The sequence below is a fragment of the Aminobacterium mobile DSM 12262 genome, assembly GCF_000526395.1.
In the GTDB taxonomy this organism is placed as follows: domain Bacteria; phylum Synergistota; class Synergistia; order Synergistales; family Aminobacteriaceae; genus Aminobacterium; species Aminobacterium mobile.
Genome location: NZ_JAFZ01000003.1, coordinates 33639 through 57979, shown reverse-complemented (window position 1 = coordinate 57979; position 24341 = coordinate 33639). Strand labels below are relative to the sequence as shown.

Genomic DNA, 24341 nt, shown 5'->3' with positions numbered 1-24341 from the left:
AAATAAATTCCACTGGAAACAACTTCTCCCTTTCTTACGCTCTCCCACGCTTTTTTGTGCCCCACCCCCTCCTGTTAATCGTAAAACACCAAATCCTTGGGGGCTTCTTCAGGGTTATGGAAGTATGTCCCCAGCGAATTTTCTATAACTTCCGTATAGCCAGGCACGCCTGTAATCACAACCGACCGATCTGGCGCCGTCATGGAGTAGAATTCAAGCATCTTCAGGAATGTAGACGCATGCCGTCCCACCCTCACGTCAATAGGCCAGCCCTTCTCGTCGATAGGCGCGTAGAGGAGCTTATGCTCTCCAGCCTTCATCACGAACTCATCCCGTCCGGTCATGAGCAGATACTCGTCTGTAATGCCTCGGATCCGGTCCAACATAGGCTCTGCCACTTCCACCAACAGAGACATGGCGTCAGTATGGTCGCCAATCTCTCTGTGAGACAGGCCGTGAAGGGCCTTGGGCGAGAACTCCATGCTCAGCGGCACTTTGAAAAGAGAGGACGTCAGGGTCATGGAGGTCATGGCCGCCACAGATTCCCCCTTCTCGTGGGTCACAATGGTGTTCTCCACAGGGTACTCCAGTTCCGCCTCATGAAGATCCACCGCAATATCCACCTTCTCCTGACGGATCAGCTGGGTCATGGCATAGGTAGTCCGCTCAGTAAGAGCTCCGTTGGGACGTCCCGGCCATGTGCGGTTCAGGTTCCGGATATCCATATAGGCCAGCATCTGACGGCTGGGGTAGTGGATATACACCTCGGGGTCCGGCCAGGAGTCCAGCGGGTTGGTGCATCGGTCTCCCATGCGGAACTGTTTCTCTCCCCACGGCGTCTTCACGTAGTAGTATGTGGGATAGGCCTCACCCATGCGAGTGCATGTAGAGGCGCTCCGGCTCGCCCGTATGACGATAATAAGCCGTCCCTGCTCAACCTTCGCGTTCTCAGCGATGAGTGTGGCTGTCAGGTTCGCTGCCGGCTCCTCCGGGTGGGTCCCGCCGATTAAAAATGCCGTACCGCCAGGGACGCCGCTGTCGAAAATATATACGTTGCTATCGTTCACGGTCCCCTTCAGGCTTGGCTCATAATCCGACAGTTTCTTCACCTCGGCGAGAGACGATGAAGGCACCACCGCCTCCTTGTAATTCCTGTGCCCGTAAAACTCCTTCCCTGCCACTATGGCGAAGAAGGCCGCTACGAGGAGGGTCAGGATCTTTGCGTTTTTCAGTTTTCCGTTCATAGCTGTTCCTCCCTCCTACTTCAAATGCAGGACCCTCAGCACGAAGGGCATGAGGATAATGCCGTAAAGCACGGCATCCTGCACATTCTTTGTCTTCACGAAGTTCCGCACGATCACCGCTCCGAAGAAGAGGGTGATGGCGTAATAGAGATACATGATGATTGTGTTTGCGAGAATCATGGTTACCTAGCCTCCAAGAAATGACAGCCGTGTACTGAAGATGAGGAAGAGCGTTCCTAAAAGAGAGATGAAGAGAATGGGAACGATACAGCTCTTCACAAAATCTCCGAAGTACCGGCCCTTATATCCCAGCTCCATGACTGTGGCCCGTCCCACCACTGCCGTTGGCGGCAGACAGTCTCCCAGCGGCCATATAACCGACATGGCTGCCAAGGCGATGATGGGATCCATCCCCCGCATGTTGAAAAGCATGATGAGGGGAACGCCCAGCAACGGAGCGACCGCATACTGCACCAGCCCTTCCGACAGAGGCAGGATGATGAACAGCGTAGCGTAGAGCACTCCCAGGGGCAGCGTAACCACCGCCAGTGAGATGAGCCCGCGGGCACCACTCAGAGCCATGACCTGGATGAGTACGCCAACCACAACCATAATCCCCACCAGAGGCAGCAACGCCTCTACCGTCTGGCTGGCTATCTTCCAGACAGGCAGCGGACGGGGACTCAAAACTACAACTGCCAATGAAGCAAGGACAAAGAGCAGAGGCAACCCGATAACGGGCATGGAGAAGAACCAGATTCGCCCGGCCAGAACCAACGCAAGCAGGAGCAGGAAGGGAGAGAGAACCCTAACCCAGTTCTGTCCTTCCGGTGCCTGAGGCAGCGTTGCCAAAACCTCGTCCACATCAATAGGTTCCCGCCCACCTCGGCCGGCCAACCAGAACATGGAGAAGAGGGCTCCTGCTACAGAGAGAACAAAGAGAGGCTTCCCAAATCCCACGTATGGCATATTGGCTCCTGCTGCCGCCATCATAGCCCACAGGTTGATGGGAGGGGCGGCGGCGCTCATGGCTGAGCAGAGAAAGATAATGGCCGCTCGTTTCGTCTCATCCACTCCCATAGCTGCCAGAACGGATCCCACCAGCGCTCCCACTGTGAGGACCGTAGTGGCTCCCGAGCCGGTGAGGGCGCCGGGAAGAAGAAGCACCAGGGTGAGGAGAAGGAGGCAGACGGTGCGTCTGGCGTGGAAGGTGGCTACGATCTTGCGAACGATGAAGGCGACCCCTCCGCTCTCGCGAAGGAGAGCCATGAAGAAGGTGGCGGTAAGGAAAATAAGACATACATCGAAATAGGTAAAGGCTCCTTCCACTATGTGACGGATGGGAAGGATGGAAACAGGGTTGTGAGGACTCCCCGTCACCTTGAGGAGGATGGCGTGAGCCGCAGCCCCTGCCAACGCCGCAACGAACATGGAGAGCTCGGTGCTCAGCTTCAGAAACTTCGGGATGGCGAAAGCTAACGCTATCACAATAAGAATTAACACTGAGTGTGTAAACATGACATCAAGTCTCCTACGTAAAATGATATAGAGATATAGAACGGATCCAGCTCTACAAAAGCTTTCTACTATTCTATGGGGCAGGAGCTTGATGAGACAAGATTTAGTATTTTTCGTTCGCGAGTGTAATGTTTTGTATAAAAACTATAGGAAGGAAAAGACTCGAAAGGTTGATAATCCAAGGCTTTCCAAAACTGAACAAAAAGAACAAAATAAAAAGAGGGGAAGCTTCCAGCCTCCCCTAAAAATGTTAAATAAGTCAGTATTTATTAATGGGGCGTCCTACTTCCTGATATTCTCTTTTCATCGTAGCTTTTCCTGAAGCTACAAGATATTCTAGATACCGTCTCGCCGTAATTCGAGAGACACAAAGAGCCTCAGCTGCCTCCACAGCAGAAAGAGAACAGTTGCTTTGTCGCAATAGTCTCTCTACCTTTTTAAGCATTTCTGGATTCAATCCCTTAGGAAGAGACGACTGATAATTTTTACGGCTTTTTACTTGAAAAAGACTGTCTATATCCGCTTGGTCTACATCACGAGGTCCCCTTCGGAGCTTCGTTTCCATTTGTCTGAAAGATTCTAGAGATGCTTTCAAACGTTCATATACAAATGGTTTTACTATATAATCAAAAGCTCCTGCTTGAATAGCTTCGTTAACAGTATTTACATCTCGTGACGCCGAAACAATAATTACATCTACATTCTTTTGTTGTTCTCGTATTTTGCGTAGTGTATTTAAGCCATCAAGACCTGGGAGAAAAATATCAAGAATTAAAAGACGAACTGGCAGAGTCTCAAGCAATTCGAGGGCCTTTGCACCATCCCCAGCCACAGCAACGACACGAAAGCCTTCCAGGGTATTAATAAAATTTTGGTGTATCTCTGCCACCATAGGATCATCCTCTACAACAAGGACATCGATTCTACTCAAAGTGATCCCCCCCTTCTCTGTTTGGCAGCGTGACAATAAACTCGGTAAATTCACCTGGACTGAAGTCTAACGAAATATCTCCTCCTAAGGCATCTACCATTCTTCTAATGTTATAAAGCCCATATCCAGATGTACGAGGACGAGCTTTTGTAGAAAAGCCTTTCTCAAAAATTTTAGTTGCCAACTCCTCTGAAAGTCTCCCCCCATTATCCCAAACACATAATAATATCTGGTTCGACTCATCAAAAATAGAGAAAGATATTTTCCCTTTTCGATCATAAAGATCAACCACAGCCTCTATAGCGTTTTCCATAAGATTCCCGATAATAATAACAAGTGCCTGATCACTGATATGTACAAGTTCTCCGCAATAGCTATCGGGCGTAATTTCGCACTCGATAGCCAGTTCTTTGCATCGCCCCATTTTCCCTAAAAGAATACCTCCCACTGCTGGGTTTTTAATTCGTTCCGCAATCAAAGAAGCTGTAATTTGCCCTGGGGCTTGTTCCTGAGCTATAAAGCTTAAGGCCCGTTCATATTTGCCCAACTGAATGAGACCAGCTATAGCCTGGAGTTTATTCACAAATTCGTGATTCTGAACACGCAAGGAATCTACATACATACGAACACCTGTCATCTCTTCAGCCATGGCACGAATTTCTGACATATCGCGGAAACTGGCAATGGCCCCAGCTATTTGGTTGTTTAATACGACAGGAACTTTATTCACAATCAAGGGGGTCCCTCCCACGTTCTGCTCAAGGTCATATGTTATTTCGCCAGATGTTAAAAATCCCTTAAGGTTAATTTCAGGAACCAGACTGTCCACATCTTCTCCCTCTACATCGAAGGAAATATTCAAAAGCTTACGAGCAGAGCGATTAATTAGGGTCACGCGGCCAAGATTATCTATAGCCAAAATGCCATCACGAATAAAGTCAATTAACTTCTCTCTTTCTCTTACTATCCTGGTCACTTGCCTTTTAAGTGACAGATTCCATAAAAGAGTGAGAAATATGGCAATGGCAAAGGCGCCAATAACTTTTGTTATTAACTCTTTATCGATTTTCCCTTCTTGCCTATATTCATCGAACCATTTGCGATAAAGCTTATCGTAAGAGCCGTCACGACGAGAAGCCGCTAACCCTTCTCGCAGTATTTCCGCTAAAAATATATCTCCGTGAGCAATTGTGTATCCCCAATCACCACTAAAAAGAACCTGGGGCATGGCAACTACATTTGTAATGTGGAGTTTTTTATAGGCTGCTAAGCCTTGGTAAAGATTCATGAGGGCAAAATCATACTGCCCAGAAGAGAGGAGGTGGAGAATCTCCACGGGATGATCTGCCAATACAATATTTGACGTTAGACCACTCGAGCGAAGATACTCCTCTTCAGCACTACCTCTCTCCACAACAACAGCTTTCCCTGATACATCGCTCAAGCGGGTACTGCCAAATCCTTTTCGGGTAAAAATGGAATAAGGGACCTTCATCACGGGGAGAGAAAAATAATACTCTCCTATCTCTTTTCCAGATACGTCGGGCAAAAAATCTCCTCGCCTTTCTGTTTGCGAAGGAGGATACACGGTCACTACTGGTGCTAAATGAGGCAATATAGCATCTTCGCTTCGGGCATCTACAACTCCCAACAATAAATCTACACGAGAAGAATAAAGAAGCTCTGAGACTTCTTGCCAACGAACCATTCTGAAATTTAGAGCAAGTTCCTTCTCTTTGGCAATAGATTGCAAAAGTTCAACAAGGAACCCCGTTGGTTTTTGTTTTTCTCCAATAAACTCAAAGGGATCTAACGTTCGATCTCCCACCACGTAAATAACTCTCCCGCCTACACCTGCCCCCCAGCTCGGCAAATAAAAAACAAAGAGGCTAAAAAAATAAGTGAAAAGAAGAGTCACTATCCAACTTTTTTTTCTCATCCTCACCTCACCAAAACCTATCCCACATATACTTAGAGATGAGAAAAGTACACAGATCCCACCATTTTTGCAAGGCCTCTTTCATCCCATTCTCTGTAACTTCGTTCAAAAAAGCAGCAGCTGATTCTGGTGACGAATTCCACAATTCTACAGCTTTTTTCTCGATCTCCACTTGCTTTCCAAACCACTCATTCTCAAAGGACGTGCGGACCTGCTCCATATCACGAACTGCCAATTGATAGCGTCGATTTACCAGATCGGCGGCGAGAAGGAACACCCATCGAGCAGAGGATGGGTCAAAACGCCCCATCTTGAAATTTCGCCATCCTTCAGGAATGAAAGTGGCACCAGCATAGACAGGTACATAAACGCCCATGTGAGGATGCCCCATTGAGAACCAGATAATACCGCCAACTGGATCGGGGAGCCAGTTTCTAGACTGTGAAACAAATGTATAAGACGTTTTTGCTGATATTGGTCGATGATAAGGTATGTTTAAAAGAGCCCGCATAGGCCTGTCTGGGAAAGGAGTGGCCAACTCGCTTTTCATCAGTTTCCCATTCACATCTGGAACAAGCCAAGCCGGATTATCTTCCATATTAAAAGGTGTCCCTTCAAGGGTCGATCGTTGAATTGCCATCACATCTTGAACTGAAATTTTTTTGTCAGGTTTAATAGAAAAGGGATAGGAGGACACATCAGCGTTGGGATCCCATTCTTTGGAGGGGGCCAGCGTTTTAAAAAGATAATAAAGCCGTTCCCGAACCCAAGGACTGTACATGGACCAATATCCTGAACGAGGAGTATATGCGTCTCTCCAGTTAAAGGGGTGTCCGGATTTGGGAGTATACCAACCATGCTGTATAGCTACATCCAAATAATTCTGTGAAGCCATAAAGTAGTCAGGTTGATTTAAATCAATGTTCGAAATAATACTGCCATTGGCTATTACGGCCACCTCATCATCTGGAACACGCCGTGCCACCCAAATAGCCCCTGGGACTCCACTCTCTGGTCTCCAGCCAAAGCCAACGCTTCGAATTTCAAAAATCCAGGCCTCATTAGGATCGGCAACAGTGAGGGCCTCTCCTTGACCCACGCAAGAAGGGAGGAAACCATAGGTTTCAGCCAGTCCCCCCATAAGCTTAATAGCCTCTCGAGCAGTTTTTGTCCTCTGAAGAGCTATTATCTCAAGCTGTTCTATGGTTAGAATTCCTTTCGCATCAGGAAGGAAGGCACTTAACTCATCTTTTTGCCCAACAGTGCTTTCCCCAATGGAGAGTTGATGCTCATTAAAACAAGAATACCCTACGTGGAAATACGTGTAGGTTTCCTCAGCTTGAGGAATATGACCAATCACTCGAGGCGGATTCGCATCTTCTCCTAAAAGGTTGATGTAAACGTTCATTATCGTTCCTGGAGCATATTTTTGACCTTTCACCACTCTTAAATTTGCATCATACCAGTTATCAGCCGTATGAGAATTGATCACAGAACCGTCCACACTCGCATTTTTCCCTACAAGAACAGCGGTACACGCCCAAGAAGGGAAAGAAACGGACACCAACAGGCAGGAAAAAAGCATCCATACAACCCATCTCTTCCTACGATTCACCTTGTCAACTCCTTTTAAAAGCGATAAAAGCAAATCTTTTATTATAGAGAGTCTATTATACGATACAAAAGGGGGATCGGGAAAATCCCGATCCCCCTTCATCTATAGGAATCAGCCTCTATGAAGGCTGTTACATTTGTGTTTCTGAATCAGGATAGAGGGACGTCATTTGAAAAGCAAGCTCCCCGCCCTTCACGGTAACATACACCTTGCTCCCTTCTCGCACCTCTCCAGATATAAGAGCTCGAGCCATTTTAGTTTCCAGCTGTCTCATTATGAAACGCTTCAAGGGACGAGCTCCAAAAACCGGATCGTAGCCGGCTTCAACAATATAATCTGCCGCTTCATCTGAAAGCTCGAGATCAATTCTCTGATCTTTTAATCTGTTTTGAAGCTCTCGAACCAAAAGCTTAACGATCTGGCGTATCTCATGCTTTTGAAGAGGCTTGAAAAGAACAATATCATCGACTCTGTTCAAGAATTCTGGACGAAAAGACTGACGCAACTCTGCCATTACAGCTTCTCTTGCCTGATCCTCTATCTGTCCGTCACTCGTAATTCCCTCAAGAAGGAAATGGGCTCCTATATTGCTGGTCATAATAATTACTGTATTTTTGAAATCGACTACATGTCCACGACTATCAGTCACCCGACCATCATCAAGAATTTGAAGCAATACATTAAATACATCCTGATGAGCTTTCTCTATCTCGTCGAACAAAATGACAGAATAGGGACGGCGACGCACAGCTTCAGTCAGCTGGCCTCCTTCTTCGTATCCTACATATCCAGGCGGAGCTCCAATGAGTCTGGAAACAGAGAACTTCTCCATATACTCCGACATGTCGATACGAATCATGTTCTCCTCGCTATCAAACAGGGCCTCGGCCAACGTTTTGGCCAACTCAGTTTTACCTACACCAGTCGGTCCCAAGAAGATGAAAGAACCTACCGGACGGCGAGGATCTTTAATGCCGGCTCTAGCCCGCATTACTGCATCTGCCACGAGCTGAACAGCCTCATCTTGTCCCACAACCCGTTGGTGAAGGATCTCATCGAGCTTCAACAGCTTCTCTCGCTCCCCCTCCATAAGGCGGGTAACAGGAACGCCTGTCCAACGACTTACTATTTCGGCAACTTCGTCTTCTGTTACCTCTTCTCGAAGTAACGAGGTATTTTCATGGCTTGTTGCCAATCTTTCTTCCTCTTGTTTTAATCGACGTTGCAGCTCAGGAAGACGACCATGTTTCAGTTCTGCCGCTTTGTTCAGATCATATTCCCGCTCCGCTTTCTCTATATCTCTTTTAACTGTATCTATCTCTTCCCGAAGAGAACGAACGGCCCCTATTTTTTCTTTCTCTTTCTCATACTGTGCACGAAGAGAGTCCGCTTCTTCTCGAGCTTCTTGCAGCTCTTTCTGAAGGTTCTTGAGCCTTTCAAGACTCGCTTCATCTTTTTCTTTTCGCAATGCAGCCTCCTCTATTTCAAGCTGCATAACCTTCCTCGACGCCGCATCTAGTTCCGCAGGCAGAGAATCGATCTCTGTACGGATCATAGCGCAAGCCTCATCTACCAAATCAATAGCCTTGTCTGGTAAAAATCGGTCTGTAATATAACGATTCGACAGTACAGCCGCAGCAACAAGGGCATTATCTCTAATCTTGACCCCGTGATGCACTTCATACCGTTCTTTCAACCCTCGCAAAATAGAAATCGTGTCTTCCACATTTGGCTGCTCTACAAGAACAGGCTGGAAACGCCGTGCCAAGGCCGCATCTTTCTCAATATGCTTTCGATATTCATCGATAGTAGTGGCACCAATACAATGAAGCTCTCCTCTTGCAAGCATAGGCTTCAACATATTTCCTGCATCAATGGCTCCTTCAGCCGCTCCGGCTCCCACAATGGTATGAAGCTCATCAATGAAGAGAATAATTTCGCCATTGCTTTCCTTTATTTCGTTCAAAACAGCCTTTAATCGCTCCTCAAACTCTCCTCTAAACTTGGCTCCTGCTACCAACGCCCCCATATCGAGAGCAAAAATAGTACGATCCTTAAGCCCTTCTGGCACATCACCTCGCACTATTCGTTGGGCCAATCCTTCTACAATAGCAGTTTTACCCACTCCAGGATCTCCAATAAGTACTGGGTTATTTTTCGTTTTTCGGCTTAAAATTCGTATAACCCGTCGAACCTCTTCGTCTCGGCCAATGACCGGGTCTAGCTTTCCAGACCTTGCCATTTTCACAAGATCTCGCCCATAGCGCTCCAAGGCCTCATATGTAGCTTCAGGATTATCGCTACTTACTCTCTGAGCACCACGAACAGAAGTGAGCGTCTCCAGGAAATTTCCCTGGGAAATATGATATTGTGACAAAATCCTTCCGGCAGCAGTTGCATTTCCTTCTTCAAGGAAGCATGAGAAAATGTGCTCTACAGAAACATACTCGTCTTTTAAACGCTCGGCTCTTTCCTGAGCCTGAACTAAAAGTTGGGATAACCGCCGCGAAATATAGATTTTCCCCGGCTCAATCCCGGGACCGGAAATCTTCGGCCTCTTCTCGAGTTCTTTCTTAATATCTCTCGTTACACTCTCTACAGGGATTCCCATTTTTTGAAGAAGCCTCGGAATCAGTCCTTCAGGTTGTCCCAAAAGAGCTAGGAGTAAATGCTCACCATCTACCTCTTGATGTCCCCAGCTCACAGCCATATCTTGAGCTGAAGAAAGTGCTTCTTGTGATTTTCTTGTAAATTTGGAAATATCCATCTATAAAACCCCTCTCTTGCAATTACCTGTCAACGTATGGGACAATCTATTTGACCTTTACTAACCAATAAACATTATATAGGTCAGGATTGGTCATTCAAGGAGCCGTCATCGTAAATAATCCAATTTATTTACGATTTTACTTTGTAACCTCTATTTATTTCTTTTTTTCTTTTCATTATAAAAATTCCTCAACCTCTTCCATATTTTGGGCAGAGTAGGGTTGGGAATAAATGAGATGGTATGGAAGGCACGGTCAATAGGGAGCAAGATGTGGGGAGTCATGCAAGCTACGTAAACCGTTCGAGGAGGCAAATAGGAAGCACGGTGGGAGATAGGAGGGGTAGGACGTACGGTTAGAAAACACGTTCAGATATCAGGTAGGAAGAGAGATTGTAGAATAATAGACCAAAAGGCTGAGGAAGAAACAAGCCTTCTACCGATATAATAATAGTTGGTAAAGAATGAATTCGATTTTTATGGAGGGAAAGAGATGAAGAAAAAATTCGCTCAACTCCTCGTAGCAATTGGCCTCCTTTTATTAATGGCGCCAGATTGTTGCTGGGGAGCTTCCGATTTTACAGTCAAAGATTTTAAGCCGGAAGGGACAGTAACGGGAACGCCTCTTTTTACCGCCGTTTTTTCCACTCCCGTAGTGGAAGATTCTTTAAAGGGGCAAAAGGTTGCAGCAGAAGAATTCCCATTTTCTATCTACCCATCCGTTCCTGGAGAAGGGCGATGGGATGACGAAAAAACCTTTATATTCAAGCCGTTAGCCCCCCTCCTCCCAGCCACTGCTTATCGCGTTGAGTTCAAAGAAGGGGCTCGAGATCGGGGAGGACGTCTCCTTGCTGGGCGCCACTCCTTTGTCTTCCAAACTCAACCTCTTTCTTTCGTAGATGCTCGGCAAATTGACTTTTCAGAAGATGGAATTGCCACAGTTGAACTCTCTTTTTCCCTACCTGTCTCCCCTATACGAATCAGGGGGTTTGTTACATTACAGGACCAGTACGGGCGAAATATTCCTTACTCAGTCGCCGGCGAACATCCTTCCACATCCATAACTCTCACCACCGACTATATTTCCGGTGAAAAACTGAAGCTTTCTATTGCCGCCGGGTTAACGAGTGAACGTGGTCCTTTAGGCCTTGAAAAAGCCATAGTGCACGAAATTCCTCTCTCTGCTGCGTTATCCATCCGAAGTTCATGGGCATATCAACAGAGTCCTCAGCAGGGTGTCATTATGTTCCAAACAACAACTCCCGTTCATATGGGAACGATAAAAAATTTCATCTCTCTGGAACCCCATATTCCTTTCAGCATCAACCCTGAATATAGCGGGTTTTCTGTCGCTGGCCCATTTCTTCCCAGACAACGGTACAGTGTGACCATAAAAAAGGGACTTCCCGCCCGAAGTTCTTCTGGGGGGAAGCTCACTGAAGACTTCACAAAGGCTTTTATTTTTCCAGATCTCGAACCTTCTGTTTCCTTCCCTACCGCAGGAATGTTTCTATCCCCGGCGGGGGATCTTCGAATACCTGTAGAAGCTGTGAATATGGAAGAAATAGAGATTGCCCTATGGCGTCTCTATGAAAATAACATCTCTTATTCCGTAATCTCTGGAACTGACTCTATTCCTCGGGAACTATCCCGATTAATCATTCAGAAAAAGGCTGAAATAAAAGGAAGGCCAAATGCCACAGAACGACGAGCATTAGATCTTCGTTCTTTAGCTGAAGGGCAAAAAGGCGTATTTCTTCTTACAGCTAAGAGTACGGATCCCAATGCCTGGCAAGAAGCTCAACAGATTGTAACTGTTACTGACATAGGTATCGTAACTCGCCTCTACAACGAAGGGATTATGGTTTGGGCCAACTCTATTCGTGATCTGAAGCCTATTTCAAGGGGCACTGTGAAAATATACTCTCGAAGCAATCAACTTATAGCCGAAGGGAAAACTGGCCGAGACGGAATTTTTATGCTCCATCGTACAGACTCTTGGAATGACAGTCTTCGTCCCTTTTTGGTTACTGTAGAAAAAGATAGCGATCTCTCTTTCCTCCGCATAGATCGAAATGTTTTGGCAGATAACGGATTTGATATTGGAGGGCGCCCATACCTTCGTAAAGGATATGAGGCCTTTTGTTTCGCCCCTCGAAACCTTTTCAGGCCAGGAGAAGAAGCGACCTTTAAAGCTATTCTTCGTAATGGCGACCGTGAAGCTCCGAAACCATTTCCTGTCCTTGTAGCCATACGTTCAGCAGAAGGGAAAGAAGTGGCAAAATCTACAGTAGAGCTTTCAGAAAACGGGACGTTGCTCTTCTCATGTCGTCTCCCGGAAGCTACGCCTACAGGAACATATCAGTTCTCCGTATTCCTCCCTGGCGATGAAAAAAAGCCTCTGGGACAAATGTTTTTTTATATACAAGAGTTTGCTCCACCTCGCCTTGAAGTCTCTGTAGAAGGAGATGCGAAAAAAATTGTTCCTGGCGATACGACAAAAATATCCCTTACATCAAAATACCTCTTCGGCGCCCCAGCCTCCGATCTCCCGTGGGAGGCTGAAGTACGAACTATTGCAGTCCCCTTCTCCCATCCTCAGTGGGGAGCTTATGTCTTCGGTGATGGAGAAAAAACCGCTGACGAGTTTACTGATTTTCTTGGTCAAGGAGCCCTCGACAGCAATGGGAAAGGGGAGATCTCTTACTCTTTGAGAGAAGGACTTCAAGCCCCGTCTCTTTTAAACTTTCTCTTCACTGCTAAAGTCAGAGAAGAGGGTGGAAGATGGGTTCCTCATACTCTTACAATCCCTTGTTATCCTACCCCCTATATGATAGGCGTCGAAAAAGCAAAGGGGATGCCGGAACCGGGGAAACCCTTCGAGCTTCGGGTAGCTGCCGTTACGCCGGAAGGAGAAGCCGCTCCTATAGAGACAATAACAGCCTCCGTTTCAAAAATTATGAAACATTACACCCTTAAACGGTATGGCGATCAGACACGGATGGAAGAACAGGAAGAGCTTGGAACTCCTGAAGAAAAAATTCTCCCATTGGTGAAAGGCGTGGGCACTTTTACATTTACGCCACAGGATTCTGGAGAATATCTCGTGCGATTTGAGGAGAAAGAGAGCGGAAGCTCAGCCTCTACACGTATCGAAGCATGGTATCCCTTTGGAGAAGGAAAAGGTTCACCTCTTATAGATAGGATTCTGCTCTCTACCGACAAGGATAAGTACGTTCCTGGCGAAACCGCCACAATCCAGATCCGTTCTCCCTTCAAGGGAACATTGCTTTTTACCGTAGAAACAGACAAACAGCTTTCCCGGAAAATCGTGGAGCTTGAGTCGGGAGAAATCACTATTCCCGTGAAAGTTACGGAAGAAATGGTCCCCAACGCCTATTGCACTGCCTGGATTCTGCGCCCTGTGGCTGAAACAGGTGATGAGACATGGGGATCCCACCGGGCTCTGGGTTCTGTTCCCCTTATTGTAGACGGGCCAGAAAACCATTTATCCATTACCGTAGAGGGACCCGAAGAATCAGAACCTGGCTCAGAGGTCTCTTTTACCCTCAGCCTTACCGACTATCGTGGGAAACCCATACAGGGAGACATAGCCGTCGCCCTTGTAGACGAAGGGATTTTAGGCCTTTCTGGGTATAAAACTCCGGCACCTGAAGAATTTTTCCTCGGGAAAAGGGAGCTATCTATCTTTACAAATGACATGTACGACCTGCTCATGCCTTTGGAGTCACGGGAAACGCCGCTTCTCCACCCAGCAGGTGGCGGAAGCGCTGAGGCCATGTATGCCGCTATGGGAGGTCTCTTATCTCCCCTCCTCACTGGACGTTCTCTTGAGATTCTCTCTCTCTTTGAGGGGAAAATCAGTACTGACGGGAACGGCAAGGCTGTTGTGACCTTCAAATTGCCTGAATTTAGCGGGAAGGGACGTCTCATGGCTGTAGCCACGGGAGGAGCAGCTTTTGGCTCCATCTCCCGCCCTCTTACGATCCAGAGAGACGTGGTTTTAGAACCCTCTCTGCCGAAAGCTGTAGCACCTGGCGATATATTCGAATCGATTTTCTCTGTCTTTTCAAGAAAAGATAAGGAAGAAAAGGTGATCGTTACCATTAAAGATATGAAAGGTGTCACTCTGGAAAGGGCGGAAAAATCTTTTGAGCTTACTATTCCTGCCCAAGGGCGCCTCTCTCGTTCTTTCTCTTTCAAAGCTCTCCCCCAGGCAAGCATAGGAGGGATAACATTTGAAACAAAATGGGGGGATAGGTCATTTATCACCCATCGGGAAATTACCATCAGACCTCCCTATCCCCGTATCAGCATTACGAAAAATGGGATGATAGCTACAGAAGGAAACCATCCTCTGGCTCTTGATCAAACGTGGTTCCCTGGAACGCAAAAAGGGGGGTTGACCCTTTCAGGCCTTCCTACAGCCAATCTTTCCGGAGCCCTTAACTTCCTTCGCTCTTACCCGTGGGGCTGTCTGGAACAAACTGTATCTTCCGCATGGCCTCTTCTTGTTTTGCCAGATCTTGTAAAAAGCACAGATCCAACTCTCGCATCTGACGCCGAGATAAAACAACAGATTGTCGACACCCTTCGCCAACTTTCAGCTCTCCAGCTTTTTGATGGCAGCTTCACCACATGGCGAGGAAACAACGTTCCTGACAGATGGGGAAGTGTCTATGCTGCTCATTTCCTTGTAGAAGCAACAAGGCAAGGTCTTCTCGTTCCTGAGAATATGGTAGGGGGAGCCCTCTCATATTTGCGGCAGATCCTTGCTTTAAGCGACGAGGAAGGAGCAGAAGGCTTCTCTACGCGAGCATACGCTGCCTTTGTTCTTTCTCTCTACGGGGAACCACCCTTAGGGTGGATGGATCATCTCCAGAGCTTTCGAGATAAAATGACATTATCTGGACGGATCCTTCTTGCTGGAGCATACGCCCTCTACCAGAAAAATACGGATCCTCTCAAGAGCCTTGGGGGTATCCTTCCAACTATGGAAAAAGAAGGAACTATGGGAGCTACACTAGAAAGCCCCTGGCGAAATAAGGCGTTCCTGCTCCTCATATGGAACCTTGTCGATCCCCTTGCTCCTGAAACAACAACGCTAGCCGCCGAATTCATGGCTCAGGTTGAAAAAAATGGATGGGACACCACCCAAGAGAATGGCTTGGCTCTGTTAGCATTGGGGCGGTATCTGGAAGGGACTCAAACAATTCAAAAAGGCCCCTTTACAGCTAGCGTTATTCTTCCAAATGGGAACGTAGGAGCTACGATCAATCAAGAGACTCGAGCCTCCCTCAATCTCGATACCGTAGAAGGGAAAGAACTCACCCTTCGCCTCGAAGGGACGGGGCAAGTCTACTACGGCATGGTTCTTTCAGGAGTACCCGAAAAAGCCGTGGAGAGCTACGACCATGGCATTCAAGTGAGACGAACCTACACGAACAGGCAAGGAGTCAAGCTTGAAAAGAATGTGGCAGTCCAACATGGAGACAAGATAACCGTCACCCTACAGATTATTCCTGCTGGTCCAGTTTCCATGCTGGTCCTAAGCGATATTTTGCCTGGCGGGCTGGAAATTGAATCAACTGGAGATGGAGCGAAAGAGGCCCTCGATACTGTTAATATCCGGAAAGAACAACGGGATGACCGGCTTATACTCTTTGTTTCCGGCCTTAAAGAACCCCTGGAATATACATACACCGTCCGAGCCGTTTCTCGCGGATCTTTCGTCATTCCCCCTGTCACTGTGGAAGACATGTATAATCCAGGAATAAAGAGCCTTTACGGCGGAGGATCGTTACAGGTTCAATAAAGAATGGAGCAGAAAAAGAAGCTACGATCCTATATTTTAAAAGATAAAAGAATAAAAGGATTGGCCCTTGGAGCCCTCTTTATTTTTCTCCTATGGGCCTTTCCCTTCTTTGTTCCCCTCGACATGAAGGCAATTCGCCAGTGGCCAATATCCCGGGTGGCACTCGACAGATACCATCAGCCTTTTTTTGTAGAACTCTCCTCAAACTCGGAATGGTGCATTCCTGTGTCTCTTCAAGAGATGGGGCCATGGGTTCCTAAAATTGCTGTTGCTATTGAAGATCGCAAATTCTGGTCTCATCATGGAGTCAACCTTTTCGCCATAGGCCGTGCTGCTATTCAGAACATGAGAACAGGCAAAATTGTCTCTGGGGCCTCCACTATCTCAAGTCAAGTCATTCGTCTCACATATCCACGCCCCAGAAAGGTATCCGTTAAAATTGCAGAGTTTCTCCAAGCCATGAAGTTAGAACGTCTTACATCGAAAGAAAACATCCTCGAGATCTATCTCAACAAGGCTCCTTTCGGAAGCAATATTCGCGGCATAGAGGCTGCCAGCCGCATTTGGTATGGGAAACCAGCATCTACCCTATCTTCTGGAGAAGCGGCTCTTCTTATAGGCATGCTGCGAGGTCCCTCTCTCTATCGTCCAGACAGAAACCCAGAGAAAGCTCGCGGCCTTCGGAACCATATTCTCTCTTCACTGAGAGACCAGGGAATTCTCTCGCCAGAAGAAGCAAAAATCGCTATGGAGGCTCCCGTCCCTTCTCTCACCAAGGAAATGCCGACCATGGCCTTCCACTTCGCCAACCAGGCGTTGAATCTCTCAGAGAAGCCAGTAGTATCTACCACTTTAGATAGAGCCTTTCAATATCGAGTGGAACAAATTCTACATCGCACCCTTAACGGACAGCCCTCATCCATTACAGGATCTGCTCTTGTGATTCACAACTCCACAGGAGAGATCCGAGCATACGTAGGGAATGGGCGCTTAGGATCGGGAACCGCCGGAAGCTGGGTCGATTGTTGCCAGACCCTTCGCTCTCCAGGATCGGCGCTGAAACCCTTTGCCTATATTGAGGCCTTTAGTCGCGGACTCCTTACCCCTGCTTCCCTTCTCGCCGACACTCCCTTTTCCTTCGGAGGTCATTCTCCTCGAAACTTTGATCTCAAATACAGAGGCCCTGTAAGCGCCAGACAAGCCCTCGCCAATTCTTTAAATGCACCGGCAGTACGAGTTCTCCGCATGGTAGGAGGGGAACCCCTTTTACAATCTCTTCGGTCGGCAGGGTTCTCATCTCTAAAGAAAGATGCCTCATATTACGGAGACTCCTTAATTCTCGGTGGATGTGAAGTGTCTGTTATGGAAATGGCCTTGGCCTACGAAACTCTCGCTAATTTAGGAAGACAGCATCCCCTTCGTCTCCTTAGTGACAGCCCATTCTATGAAAAAAAGATATACGATGAGCCCAGTTCATTTCTCATAGCAGACATTTTAAAAGACAGCCAAAGGCTCCTCCCCATGCGCCGTGAAGCGTTACTTCATCTCAAAAAGCAGGTGGCTTTCAAAACAGGGACATCTTACGGCTTTCGTGACGCATGGACAGCCGCCTATACACCAGAATATACTGTCGTAGTCTGGTTTGGGGATCCGGAAGGATTTCCAAATGCCAACCTGGTAGGTTTGAACCTTGCGACTCCCGTCGCTCTCGAAATACTTTTTTCCACACCTGAAACTGAATCTTCGTGGTATCCAGTTCCCGGAGGACTGGCATTACGATCCGTGTGCGCCCTCTCAGGGCTGCCTCCTTCCGAAAGCTGCCCCGTGGTTAAAAAAGACTGGCACATTCCCGGCGTTTCCCGAAGCAATCGATGCCCTATTCATCAAATGCGGCAAGGGCAGCCTGTCCTTATATGGCCCCCAGAGCTGGCCATGATGAATCCGTCTCTTCCGATAGCCCCTGAAGAGGAGACTATCGTCATTACCTCCCCTCTAGCGGAAACCCGTTTCCTCCTTACTCCAGAAGGAGGGAAGCAGAAAATAGCCTTACGTCATGAAGGAACAAAGGGGAGGGTCTTTTGGTATGTTGATGGAGAATACTACGGGGAAACAAAAGCCCCGGAGCTCCTCTTTTGGGAGTTATCTCCAGGGCATCATTCCTTCGCCGTTATGAACGAAAAGGGTCAAAATGATCGCGTAGACATAGAGGTGCTTACCGTAACTCCGTCTCGCCAAGCTCTTCCTTCTTTGGAAACCTTAGAGCTTTATTGACGCACCTTGACGCCCTAACATCTGATTCTTTAGTGTGCTCTCTTCGGCATTGTTGACAAACCTAGACAAACCTAAGCGTTCAGGCGCTTGGATGACGGGGTCTCTGCCTCCTAACGTTTCGGCGTTATTGACAGGCCTCAGCCCCTTGGGTTAAAGAAAGATTCATCGGCAAGAGCCTGAAAAAGCTCTCTCTCCCGAGGAGTTAACTTTTTAGGAACAACAATTTCAATAACCACATAGAGATCGCCAGGAGCCGTTCCTTTTCTACGGGGTAGCCCTTTCCCTCTTAAACGCAGTCGCTGCCCACTCTGCGTTCCAGCAGGGAGCTTCATGCTCACCACGCCATCCAGTGTCGCCACCGGTATAGTAGCACCAAGGGCCGCCTCCCATGGAGAGACTCGCACCACCGTGGTCAAGTCATATTGATTCACGTCAAACCGAGGGTTTTTCCGGATGCGGACGGTAATGAAAAGGTCCCCTGCCGGAGATCCCCCTACACCGGGACTTCCCTTCCCTGCAATCCGAATGCGGCTTCCATCAGTAATTCCTTTCGGGAAATTCACTGTCAGCCTCTGCCAGCGAGGAATCCTCCTCCCATCCCGGGAAACATCGTACCCCTCTAGAGAAATAGTTTTAGATTCGCCACGCAAAATTTCTTCCAAGGAGAGCTCAAGCTGTACCTCCACATCTTCTCCCTTACGGCGACGAGGTGTTCTGGAAAAGAAAAAATCCTCCGCTCCCATAGAACCATTCTCGCCGAAACCACCAAAAATAGTTCGGAAAAAGTCGCTAAAATCTCCTAGATTCTCGCCAAAATCCATGCGGAAGGTCCCACTATTCCCCCACTCTGGCGGCGGTGTAAAACTTTGCCCTTCCTGCCACTGGCTTCCAAGAGCATCATATCTCTGGCGCTTGTCGGGATCTTTAAGAACCTCATAAGCCTCATTAATTTCTTTATAACGTTCTTCGCTCCCAGGAGCTTTATTTACATCTGGATGATATTTCTTAGCGAGATTGCGATACGCTTTCCGTATTTCATCCTGAGATGCATTTCGTGCCACTCCAAGAATGGCATAATAATCTTTATATGCTATAGCCATAGCATCGCCACCTCTCTTTGACCTTTCCTAACCAATTATTATACAATTCTTTTGGAACTCTTCAACTCTCCCTTTTGTGGAGTATATAATTCAAAGAGGAACAAATGCAATAAAAAGGGGGCGGCTGATAGTGAAAATGCAGATGGTACGCATCCATCTCTCAAACGGTACGGTGGAACCTTTTACAGTGGACGAAGGGCTGGCACGGAAATATATTGGCGGTTCCGGTCTTGGTACCTATTTCCTCTTCAAATATTCCCAAGCTGGAGCTGATCCACTCGGCGCTGACAATCCCCTTATCTTCATGAACGGCCCTTTCCAAGGCACTGGTATTCCCACATCAGGGCGACATGAGATTCTCTCAAAATCACCTCTTACCGAAGCCTTTGGTGAGTCAGACGCTGGAGGCAGTTTTGGTTTCCATCTCCTCAAAAGCGGTTACTACGGCATTATTATTCTCGGGAAATCAGAACATCCTGTTTATATTGCAATCCGAAACGGGGAGGTGTCTATAAAGGACGGACAACACCTGTGGGGAAAAGACACCTTTGAAACGCAGGCTCTTCTGGAAAAGGAGATGGGGGGACCTTGCGGCGTAGCCTGCATTGGGCAGGCAGGGGAACGCGGCGCTCTTATAGCCAACATTATGCACGATGGCTCACATGCAAGGGCTGCAGGCCGATGTGGCCTCGGTGCTGTAATGGGGAGTAAGAACCTAAAGGCCATTGTAGCCACAGGAAGATACCGCCCTTCTCTCTTCGACGAGGAAACCGTTCACAAGCTATCGAAAGAAAAATATAAACTTTTCGCAGAAAAACTGGCAGGAATGACGCGATTTGGTACGCCTGGAGGCGTTGCACTTGCCGAAGAATATGGCGATCTCCCTCTCAAAAACTGGCAGGAAGGTTCGTGGAAACCTGAAGTTTCTTCACTCACAGGAGAAACCATGGCAGAAACAATTCTCTCGGGAAACTATGGCTGTATGGCATGTCCTATTCGGTGCGGCAGAGAAGTAACCTTCGACAATATTGATGGAGCCGGGCCTGAATACGAAACAATCGGCATGTTAGGCAGCAACTGCCTCATTAATAACTTAAAAGATGTTGCCAGAGCAGCAGATATATGCAATCGCTACGGCCTCGATACGATCTCTACAGGAGCAGCTATAGCCTTTGCAATGGAACTCTATGAACGGGAAATCATTACTGAACAGGAAATTGGCTTCCCCTTGGTATGGGGTGATGGGAAGGCCATGATACGAATGGTAGAAGCTATTGGCAAACGAGAAGGATTTGGAGCTCTCCTCGGCCTTGGGACTCGCAAAGCTGCGGAAAAAATAGGTCGTGGCGCAGGAACCTATGCTATTCACGTAAAAGGACTTGATCTTCCGGCTCACGACCCTCGATGCTATAAGAGCCTTGCCACAGGCTATGCCACATCTCCTCGCGGAGCTTGCCATCTTTCGGGGTATTCCTACGCATGTGAACGAAACGCCATCTATCCCGATTTTGGCATAACAGAGGTTCTCGACCGAAGCATTGATGAAGGGAAAGGGGCTCTGAATATCGTATTCCAAAACTATATGTGCATTCTCGATTCCCTGAAAATATGCAAATTCCCCTTTTTAGCAGCCCTCTCAGTGCAGGATATTCTTACATGGATCCGAGGAGTTACTGGATGGGATATGTCTCGACAGGAGCTTGAGGAATGTGGAGAGCGCATCTTCACCCTTAAGAGGCTTTTCAACGGAGGATGTGGATTAACCAAAGACAACGACACTCTTCCTTCACGTATTCTAAAGGAACCCCGTGGCAGCGGCGGTGCAGCCTTCACTCTCCCAAACCTGAAGCATCAATTAGATGAATATTACGAACGTAGAGGATGGTCCGCAAATGGACTTCCAACTGAAGAACAACTCAAGAAACTGGGTTTGGAAGAGTTTTCGTCGTGGCTTCACGCTATGCCTTGAAAAGCATCTTAACGATTTTTTCCAGATGGGTGAGATCTGAGAAAAATTTCACTCATCTGGAACAAATATATTGAGTTAACCGTAGCGAGGTTGCGTCAACCTGCAATATGTTTTCTTGACACCCCCCTCTTCTACGGGCTTCATTTCTCTCTATCTACGAAACTGCACAGAAACAATCTTTAACGTGGTCGTCAATAATACCTACAGCTTGCAAATAAGAATAACAAATAACAGGCCCGACAAAAGTAAATCCTCGCTTCTTCAAAGCCCGGCTGACCTTCTCGGAAAGGGTGCTCTGAGCGGGAACCATTTCCATTCTCTCCCATCGGTTCACTACAGGCGATCCGTGAACAAAATCCCAGAGGAAAGAAGCGAAGGAACCATACTCCTTCTCAACATCCAAAAAACAACGGGCATTATTCACAGCAGAAGCAATCTTTAATCGGTTACGGATAATGGAAGGGTTCTTACATAAATCAACTATCTTCTCTTCGCCGAATCGAGCCACTTTTTCAGGATCAAAACCCTCAAAAGCTTCTCTATACCCTTCTCGTTTCTTCAAAATAGTAAGCCAGTTCAAGCCAGCTTGGGCCCCCTCTAAAACGAGAAACTCGAAAAGAGTGACGTCACAAAAAACCGGTTTTCCCCACTCATTGTCATGATAGTCTATAAGAAGGGGATCCCCCTCAGCCCACTGACAACGATGTTTTTGAATCTTCATAGCTCCAATGTCTCCATACTTAAATTTGTAAGATCCACGCATGTAAGAGTTCCCCAGGCCACAGGGCCACAGCCAGAAAGGTAGATAAGTGCTTCTGACGCCTCCATAGCACCTATGACAAAAGGAGTACAGCTCGGAGTTCCAGCCACAACCTCCATCCCCTGATCCGGAAGTTTCCCCTCGAAAAGATCAAAATGGGTACGCTCCCACGGAAGGAATCGTCCTACTTGCCCAACCATCCCTCCAATAGCCCCATGAATAACGGGAATCCGCCCTGCCTCACATCCGCTATACAGAATTTTCCTCGCCCAATTACTGTCTAAAGCATCAAGAGCTATATTTTGTCCGTCCAGAAGTTCTTCGCAATTCTGTTCTGTAAGCATAGAAGTCACTACACGGACGTCAACGCTCCCATTCACTTCCAATGCTCGCAGTTGAGCCGCCTGGGCTTTGTTCGCGCCAAGATTTTTTTCCATTGCAAGAAGTTGCCGATTTAAATTACTTGGAACAAAAGAATCACCGTCTACTACTGTTAACCTTCCCACGCCAGCTCGAGCGAGCACCTCTATAATAACTCCGCCTAACCCTCCACAGCCTGCCACGAGGGCGCGGGAGCGAGCCAAACGAAGCTGGCCCTCTACTCCCCATGTCCCTATATTTCTCTCATATCGTTCAGGGATCAGGTTCTGCTCCAACAAAGAAATCTCCACTTCTCGGCGGGAAATTCCTTCTCGTCGACTTCGACTCTCAATCTCGGCCAGGGAAACAACTTCCATTACTTTCTTCCTTAATGATGGTGAGAATGTTCTTCCACCAACTCGTCGTGACTCTTCTCTTCCCATGGCTCCAGTCCCTGACGATGGCGATAATCATTAATAGCAGCGTGGATTGCCTCCTCGGCCAGTACTGAACAGTGCATTTTTATTGGAGGAAGCCCATCAAGAGCTTCGGCTACAGCACTATTGGTAAGATCCCACGCTTCTTTTACGCTCTTCCCTTTCACCAGTTCAGTCGCCATACTTGACGAGGCTATGGCTGAGGCACATCCAAAGGTTTTAAATTTAATATCCGTTATATGGTCATCCTCAACTCTTATATATATTTTCATAATGTCACCACATTTAGGATTCCCAGCCTCGCCAACACCATCTGCGTCTACAATCTCTCCCACATTCCGAGGGTTCTGGAAGTGATCCATCACTTTATCGCTATATAGCATGGCACTAGCTCCTTTCCTGAGCTTTTATAAAATCTTCCCATAATGGAGACATATTCCTTCGTCTTTCCACAATACCTGAAAGTTTCTCCACTACATAATGGACGTCTTCATCTGTTGTGGATTCTCCAAGAGTTAACCGAAGAGACCCATGGGCCATCTCGTGAGAAAGCCCTATAGCCATAAGCACATGGGAAGGGTCCAGAGAACCTGAAGAACAAGCACTTCCTGTGGAGGCAGATATGCCGAACATATCGAGATCCATGAGCATAGTCTCCCCCTCAATGCCAATAAGGCTCACATTCACGTTATTTGGAAGCCGCGTATCTCCAAGAGCTCCATTGACTCTTGCATAGGGAATGCGCTTCATAATTTCATCTATGAGCTTATTTCGCAACGCTGAAAGTCTCTTCTGTTCTTCGACCATTTTCTTCCCGGCTCGTTCGATAGCTACACCCAAACCAACAATTCCTGCAACATTCTCTGTCGTTGCCCGTCGGCCTTTCTCTTGGCCGCCTCCATGGATAAAGTTATCGAGCTTCACGCCTTTCCTTAAAAACATTACACCGGTTCCCTTCGGCCCATAAAACTTGTGTGCTGAAAGAGAGAGCATATCAATATTCATGGCCTTCACATCGATAGGGACATGGGCCACAGCCTGTACGGCATCGGTGTGGAACAAAACGCCGCGCTCTCTACACAGTTTTCCTATCTTTTCTATAGGCTGGATCGTTCCTATCTCGTTGTTAGCGAACATAACTGAAACGAGAATTGTTCCATCAGTTATAGCTTTCGCCACATCCTCAACGGAGACACGCCCTTCCTCGTCTACGTCCAGATATGTAATATCGTAGCCTAAACGTGCGAGGTACTCTGCCGAATGGAGAATGGCATGATGTTCAATTTTCGTAGTGATAATATGATTTCCCTTGTTTCTATATGTAAAAGCCGCTCCCTTCAACGCCCAGTTATCAGATTCTGTTCCGCCGCTTGTAAAGAAAATCTCTGCCGGGGAAGCATTGAGAACACGAGCTACTTTCTCTCTTGCCTCTTCAATGGCCTTTTTGTTTTGCTGGCCTAACGTATAAAGAGAAGAAGGGTTCCCAAAAGATTCTGTAAAGTAAGGGGCCATGGCATGGAATACATCTGGAGCAACTGGTGTTGTTGCGGCGTGATCCATATATACCTGTCGACTCATCTTCTGATCCTGCCTT

The 24341-nt window shown here is 47.4% G+C and carries 15 protein-coding genes; 3 read left to right on the top strand and 12 right to left on the bottom strand.

Annotated features, from left to right (window positions below; translation table 11 throughout):
- Nucleotides 1-74: 74 nt before the first annotated feature.
- From K360_RS0109075 to clpB, 7 genes are all read right to left on the bottom strand, one after another.
- Nucleotides 75-1244: a succinylglutamate desuccinylase gene (locus K360_RS0109075; protein WP_024821573.1), complete on the bottom strand. Its 1170-nt coding sequence runs from the start codon at nucleotides 1242-1244 to the stop codon at nucleotides 75-77.
- A gap of 15 nt (nucleotides 1245-1259) precedes the next feature.
- On the bottom strand, nucleotides 1260-1424 hold the full coding sequence (locus tag K360_RS11410) for a hypothetical protein (protein WP_024821574.1): 165 nt from the start codon (nucleotides 1422-1424) through the stop codon (nucleotides 1260-1262).
- A gap of 6 nt (nucleotides 1425-1430) precedes the next feature.
- The gene (locus K360_RS0109065) at nucleotides 1431-2762 is read right to left on the bottom strand and encodes a hypothetical protein (protein WP_024821575.1); all 1332 of its coding nucleotides are present in this window, start codon (nucleotides 2760-2762) and stop codon (nucleotides 1431-1433) included.
- Nucleotides 2763-3021: 259 nt separating this feature from the next.
- The gene (locus K360_RS10825) at nucleotides 3022-3693 is read right to left on the bottom strand and encodes a response regulator (RefSeq protein ID WP_034327066.1); all 672 of its coding nucleotides are present in this window, start codon (nucleotides 3691-3693) and stop codon (nucleotides 3022-3024) included.
- Nucleotides 3686-5632, bottom strand: coding sequence for a transporter substrate-binding domain-containing protein (locus tag K360_RS0109055; protein ID WP_024822844.1), 1947 nt, complete (start codon nucleotides 5630-5632; stop codon nucleotides 3686-3688). The genes K360_RS10825 and K360_RS0109055 overlap by 8 nt, the downstream gene beginning before the upstream one ends.
- A 7-nt stretch (nucleotides 5633-5639) precedes the next feature.
- Nucleotides 5640-7247, bottom strand: a complete 1608-nt coding sequence (locus tag K360_RS0109050; protein ID WP_245587108.1) for a dipeptidase — start codon at nucleotides 7245-7247, stop codon at nucleotides 5640-5642.
- A 130-nt stretch (nucleotides 7248-7377) separates the two neighbouring features.
- Nucleotides 7378-10014 (bottom strand): ATP-dependent chaperone ClpB, encoded by a 2637-nt coding sequence (clpB, locus tag K360_RS0109045; protein WP_024822842.1) that lies wholly within the window; start codon nucleotides 10012-10014, stop codon nucleotides 7378-7380.
- Nucleotides 10015-10507: 493 nt separating this feature from the next.
- Between clpB and K360_RS0109040 the strand changes: the two genes are divergently transcribed.
- Nucleotides 10508-15850 carry an Ig-like domain-containing alpha-2-macroglobulin family protein gene (locus K360_RS0109040; protein ID WP_024822841.1) on the top strand — a complete coding sequence of 1781 codons (5343 nt, stop codon included), beginning with the start codon at nucleotides 10508-10510 and terminating at the stop codon, nucleotides 15848-15850.
- 3 nt (nucleotides 15851-15853) lie between these two features.
- Nucleotides 15854-18121, top strand: coding sequence for a penicillin-binding protein 1C (pbpC, locus tag K360_RS0109035; protein ID WP_024822840.1), 2268 nt, complete (start codon nucleotides 15854-15856; stop codon nucleotides 18119-18121).
- Nucleotides 18122-18258: 137 nt separating this feature from the next.
- Here the strand turns inward: pbpC and K360_RS0109030 are convergent, their stop codons facing one another.
- Nucleotides 18259-19221 carry a DnaJ C-terminal domain-containing protein gene (locus K360_RS0109030; protein WP_051461161.1) on the bottom strand — a complete coding sequence of 321 codons (963 nt, stop codon included), beginning with the start codon at nucleotides 19219-19221 and terminating at the stop codon, nucleotides 18259-18261.
- A gap of 136 nt (nucleotides 19222-19357) precedes the next feature.
- Between K360_RS0109030 and K360_RS0109025 the strand changes: the two genes are divergently transcribed.
- Complete coding sequence (locus K360_RS0109025; RefSeq protein WP_034327083.1) at nucleotides 19358-21190, top strand: aldehyde ferredoxin oxidoreductase family protein; 1833 nt, start codon at nucleotides 19358-19360, stop codon at nucleotides 21188-21190.
- 154 nt (nucleotides 21191-21344) lie between these two features.
- On the opposite strand, the gene K360_RS0109020 is transcribed toward K360_RS0109025, so the two are convergent.
- The 4 genes from K360_RS0109020 to nifS are packed head-to-tail and all read right to left on the bottom strand — an operon-like array spanning nucleotide 21345 to nucleotide 24325.
- Nucleotides 21345-21911: a DNA-3-methyladenine glycosylase I gene (locus K360_RS0109020; RefSeq protein WP_034327064.1), complete on the bottom strand. Its 567-nt coding sequence runs from the start codon at nucleotides 21909-21911 to the stop codon at nucleotides 21345-21347.
- On the bottom strand, nucleotides 21908-22687 hold the full coding sequence (locus K360_RS0109015; RefSeq protein ID WP_024822836.1) for a HesA/MoeB/ThiF family protein: 780 nt from the start codon (nucleotides 22685-22687) through the stop codon (nucleotides 21908-21910). Before K360_RS0109015 ends, K360_RS0109020 begins: the two co-directional genes overlap by 4 nt.
- Nucleotides 22688-22698: 11 nt before the next feature.
- A complete protein-coding gene (nifU, locus tag K360_RS0109010) occupies nucleotides 22699-23130 on the bottom strand; it encodes a Fe-S cluster assembly scaffold protein NifU (protein WP_024822835.1) in 432 nt (143 codons plus the stop codon).
- 4 nt (nucleotides 23131-23134) lie between these two features.
- Complete coding sequence (nifS, locus tag K360_RS0109005) at nucleotides 23135-24325, bottom strand: cysteine desulfurase NifS (RefSeq protein WP_024822834.1); 1191 nt, start codon at nucleotides 24323-24325, stop codon at nucleotides 23135-23137.
- Nucleotides 24326-24341: the final 16 nt, after the last annotated feature.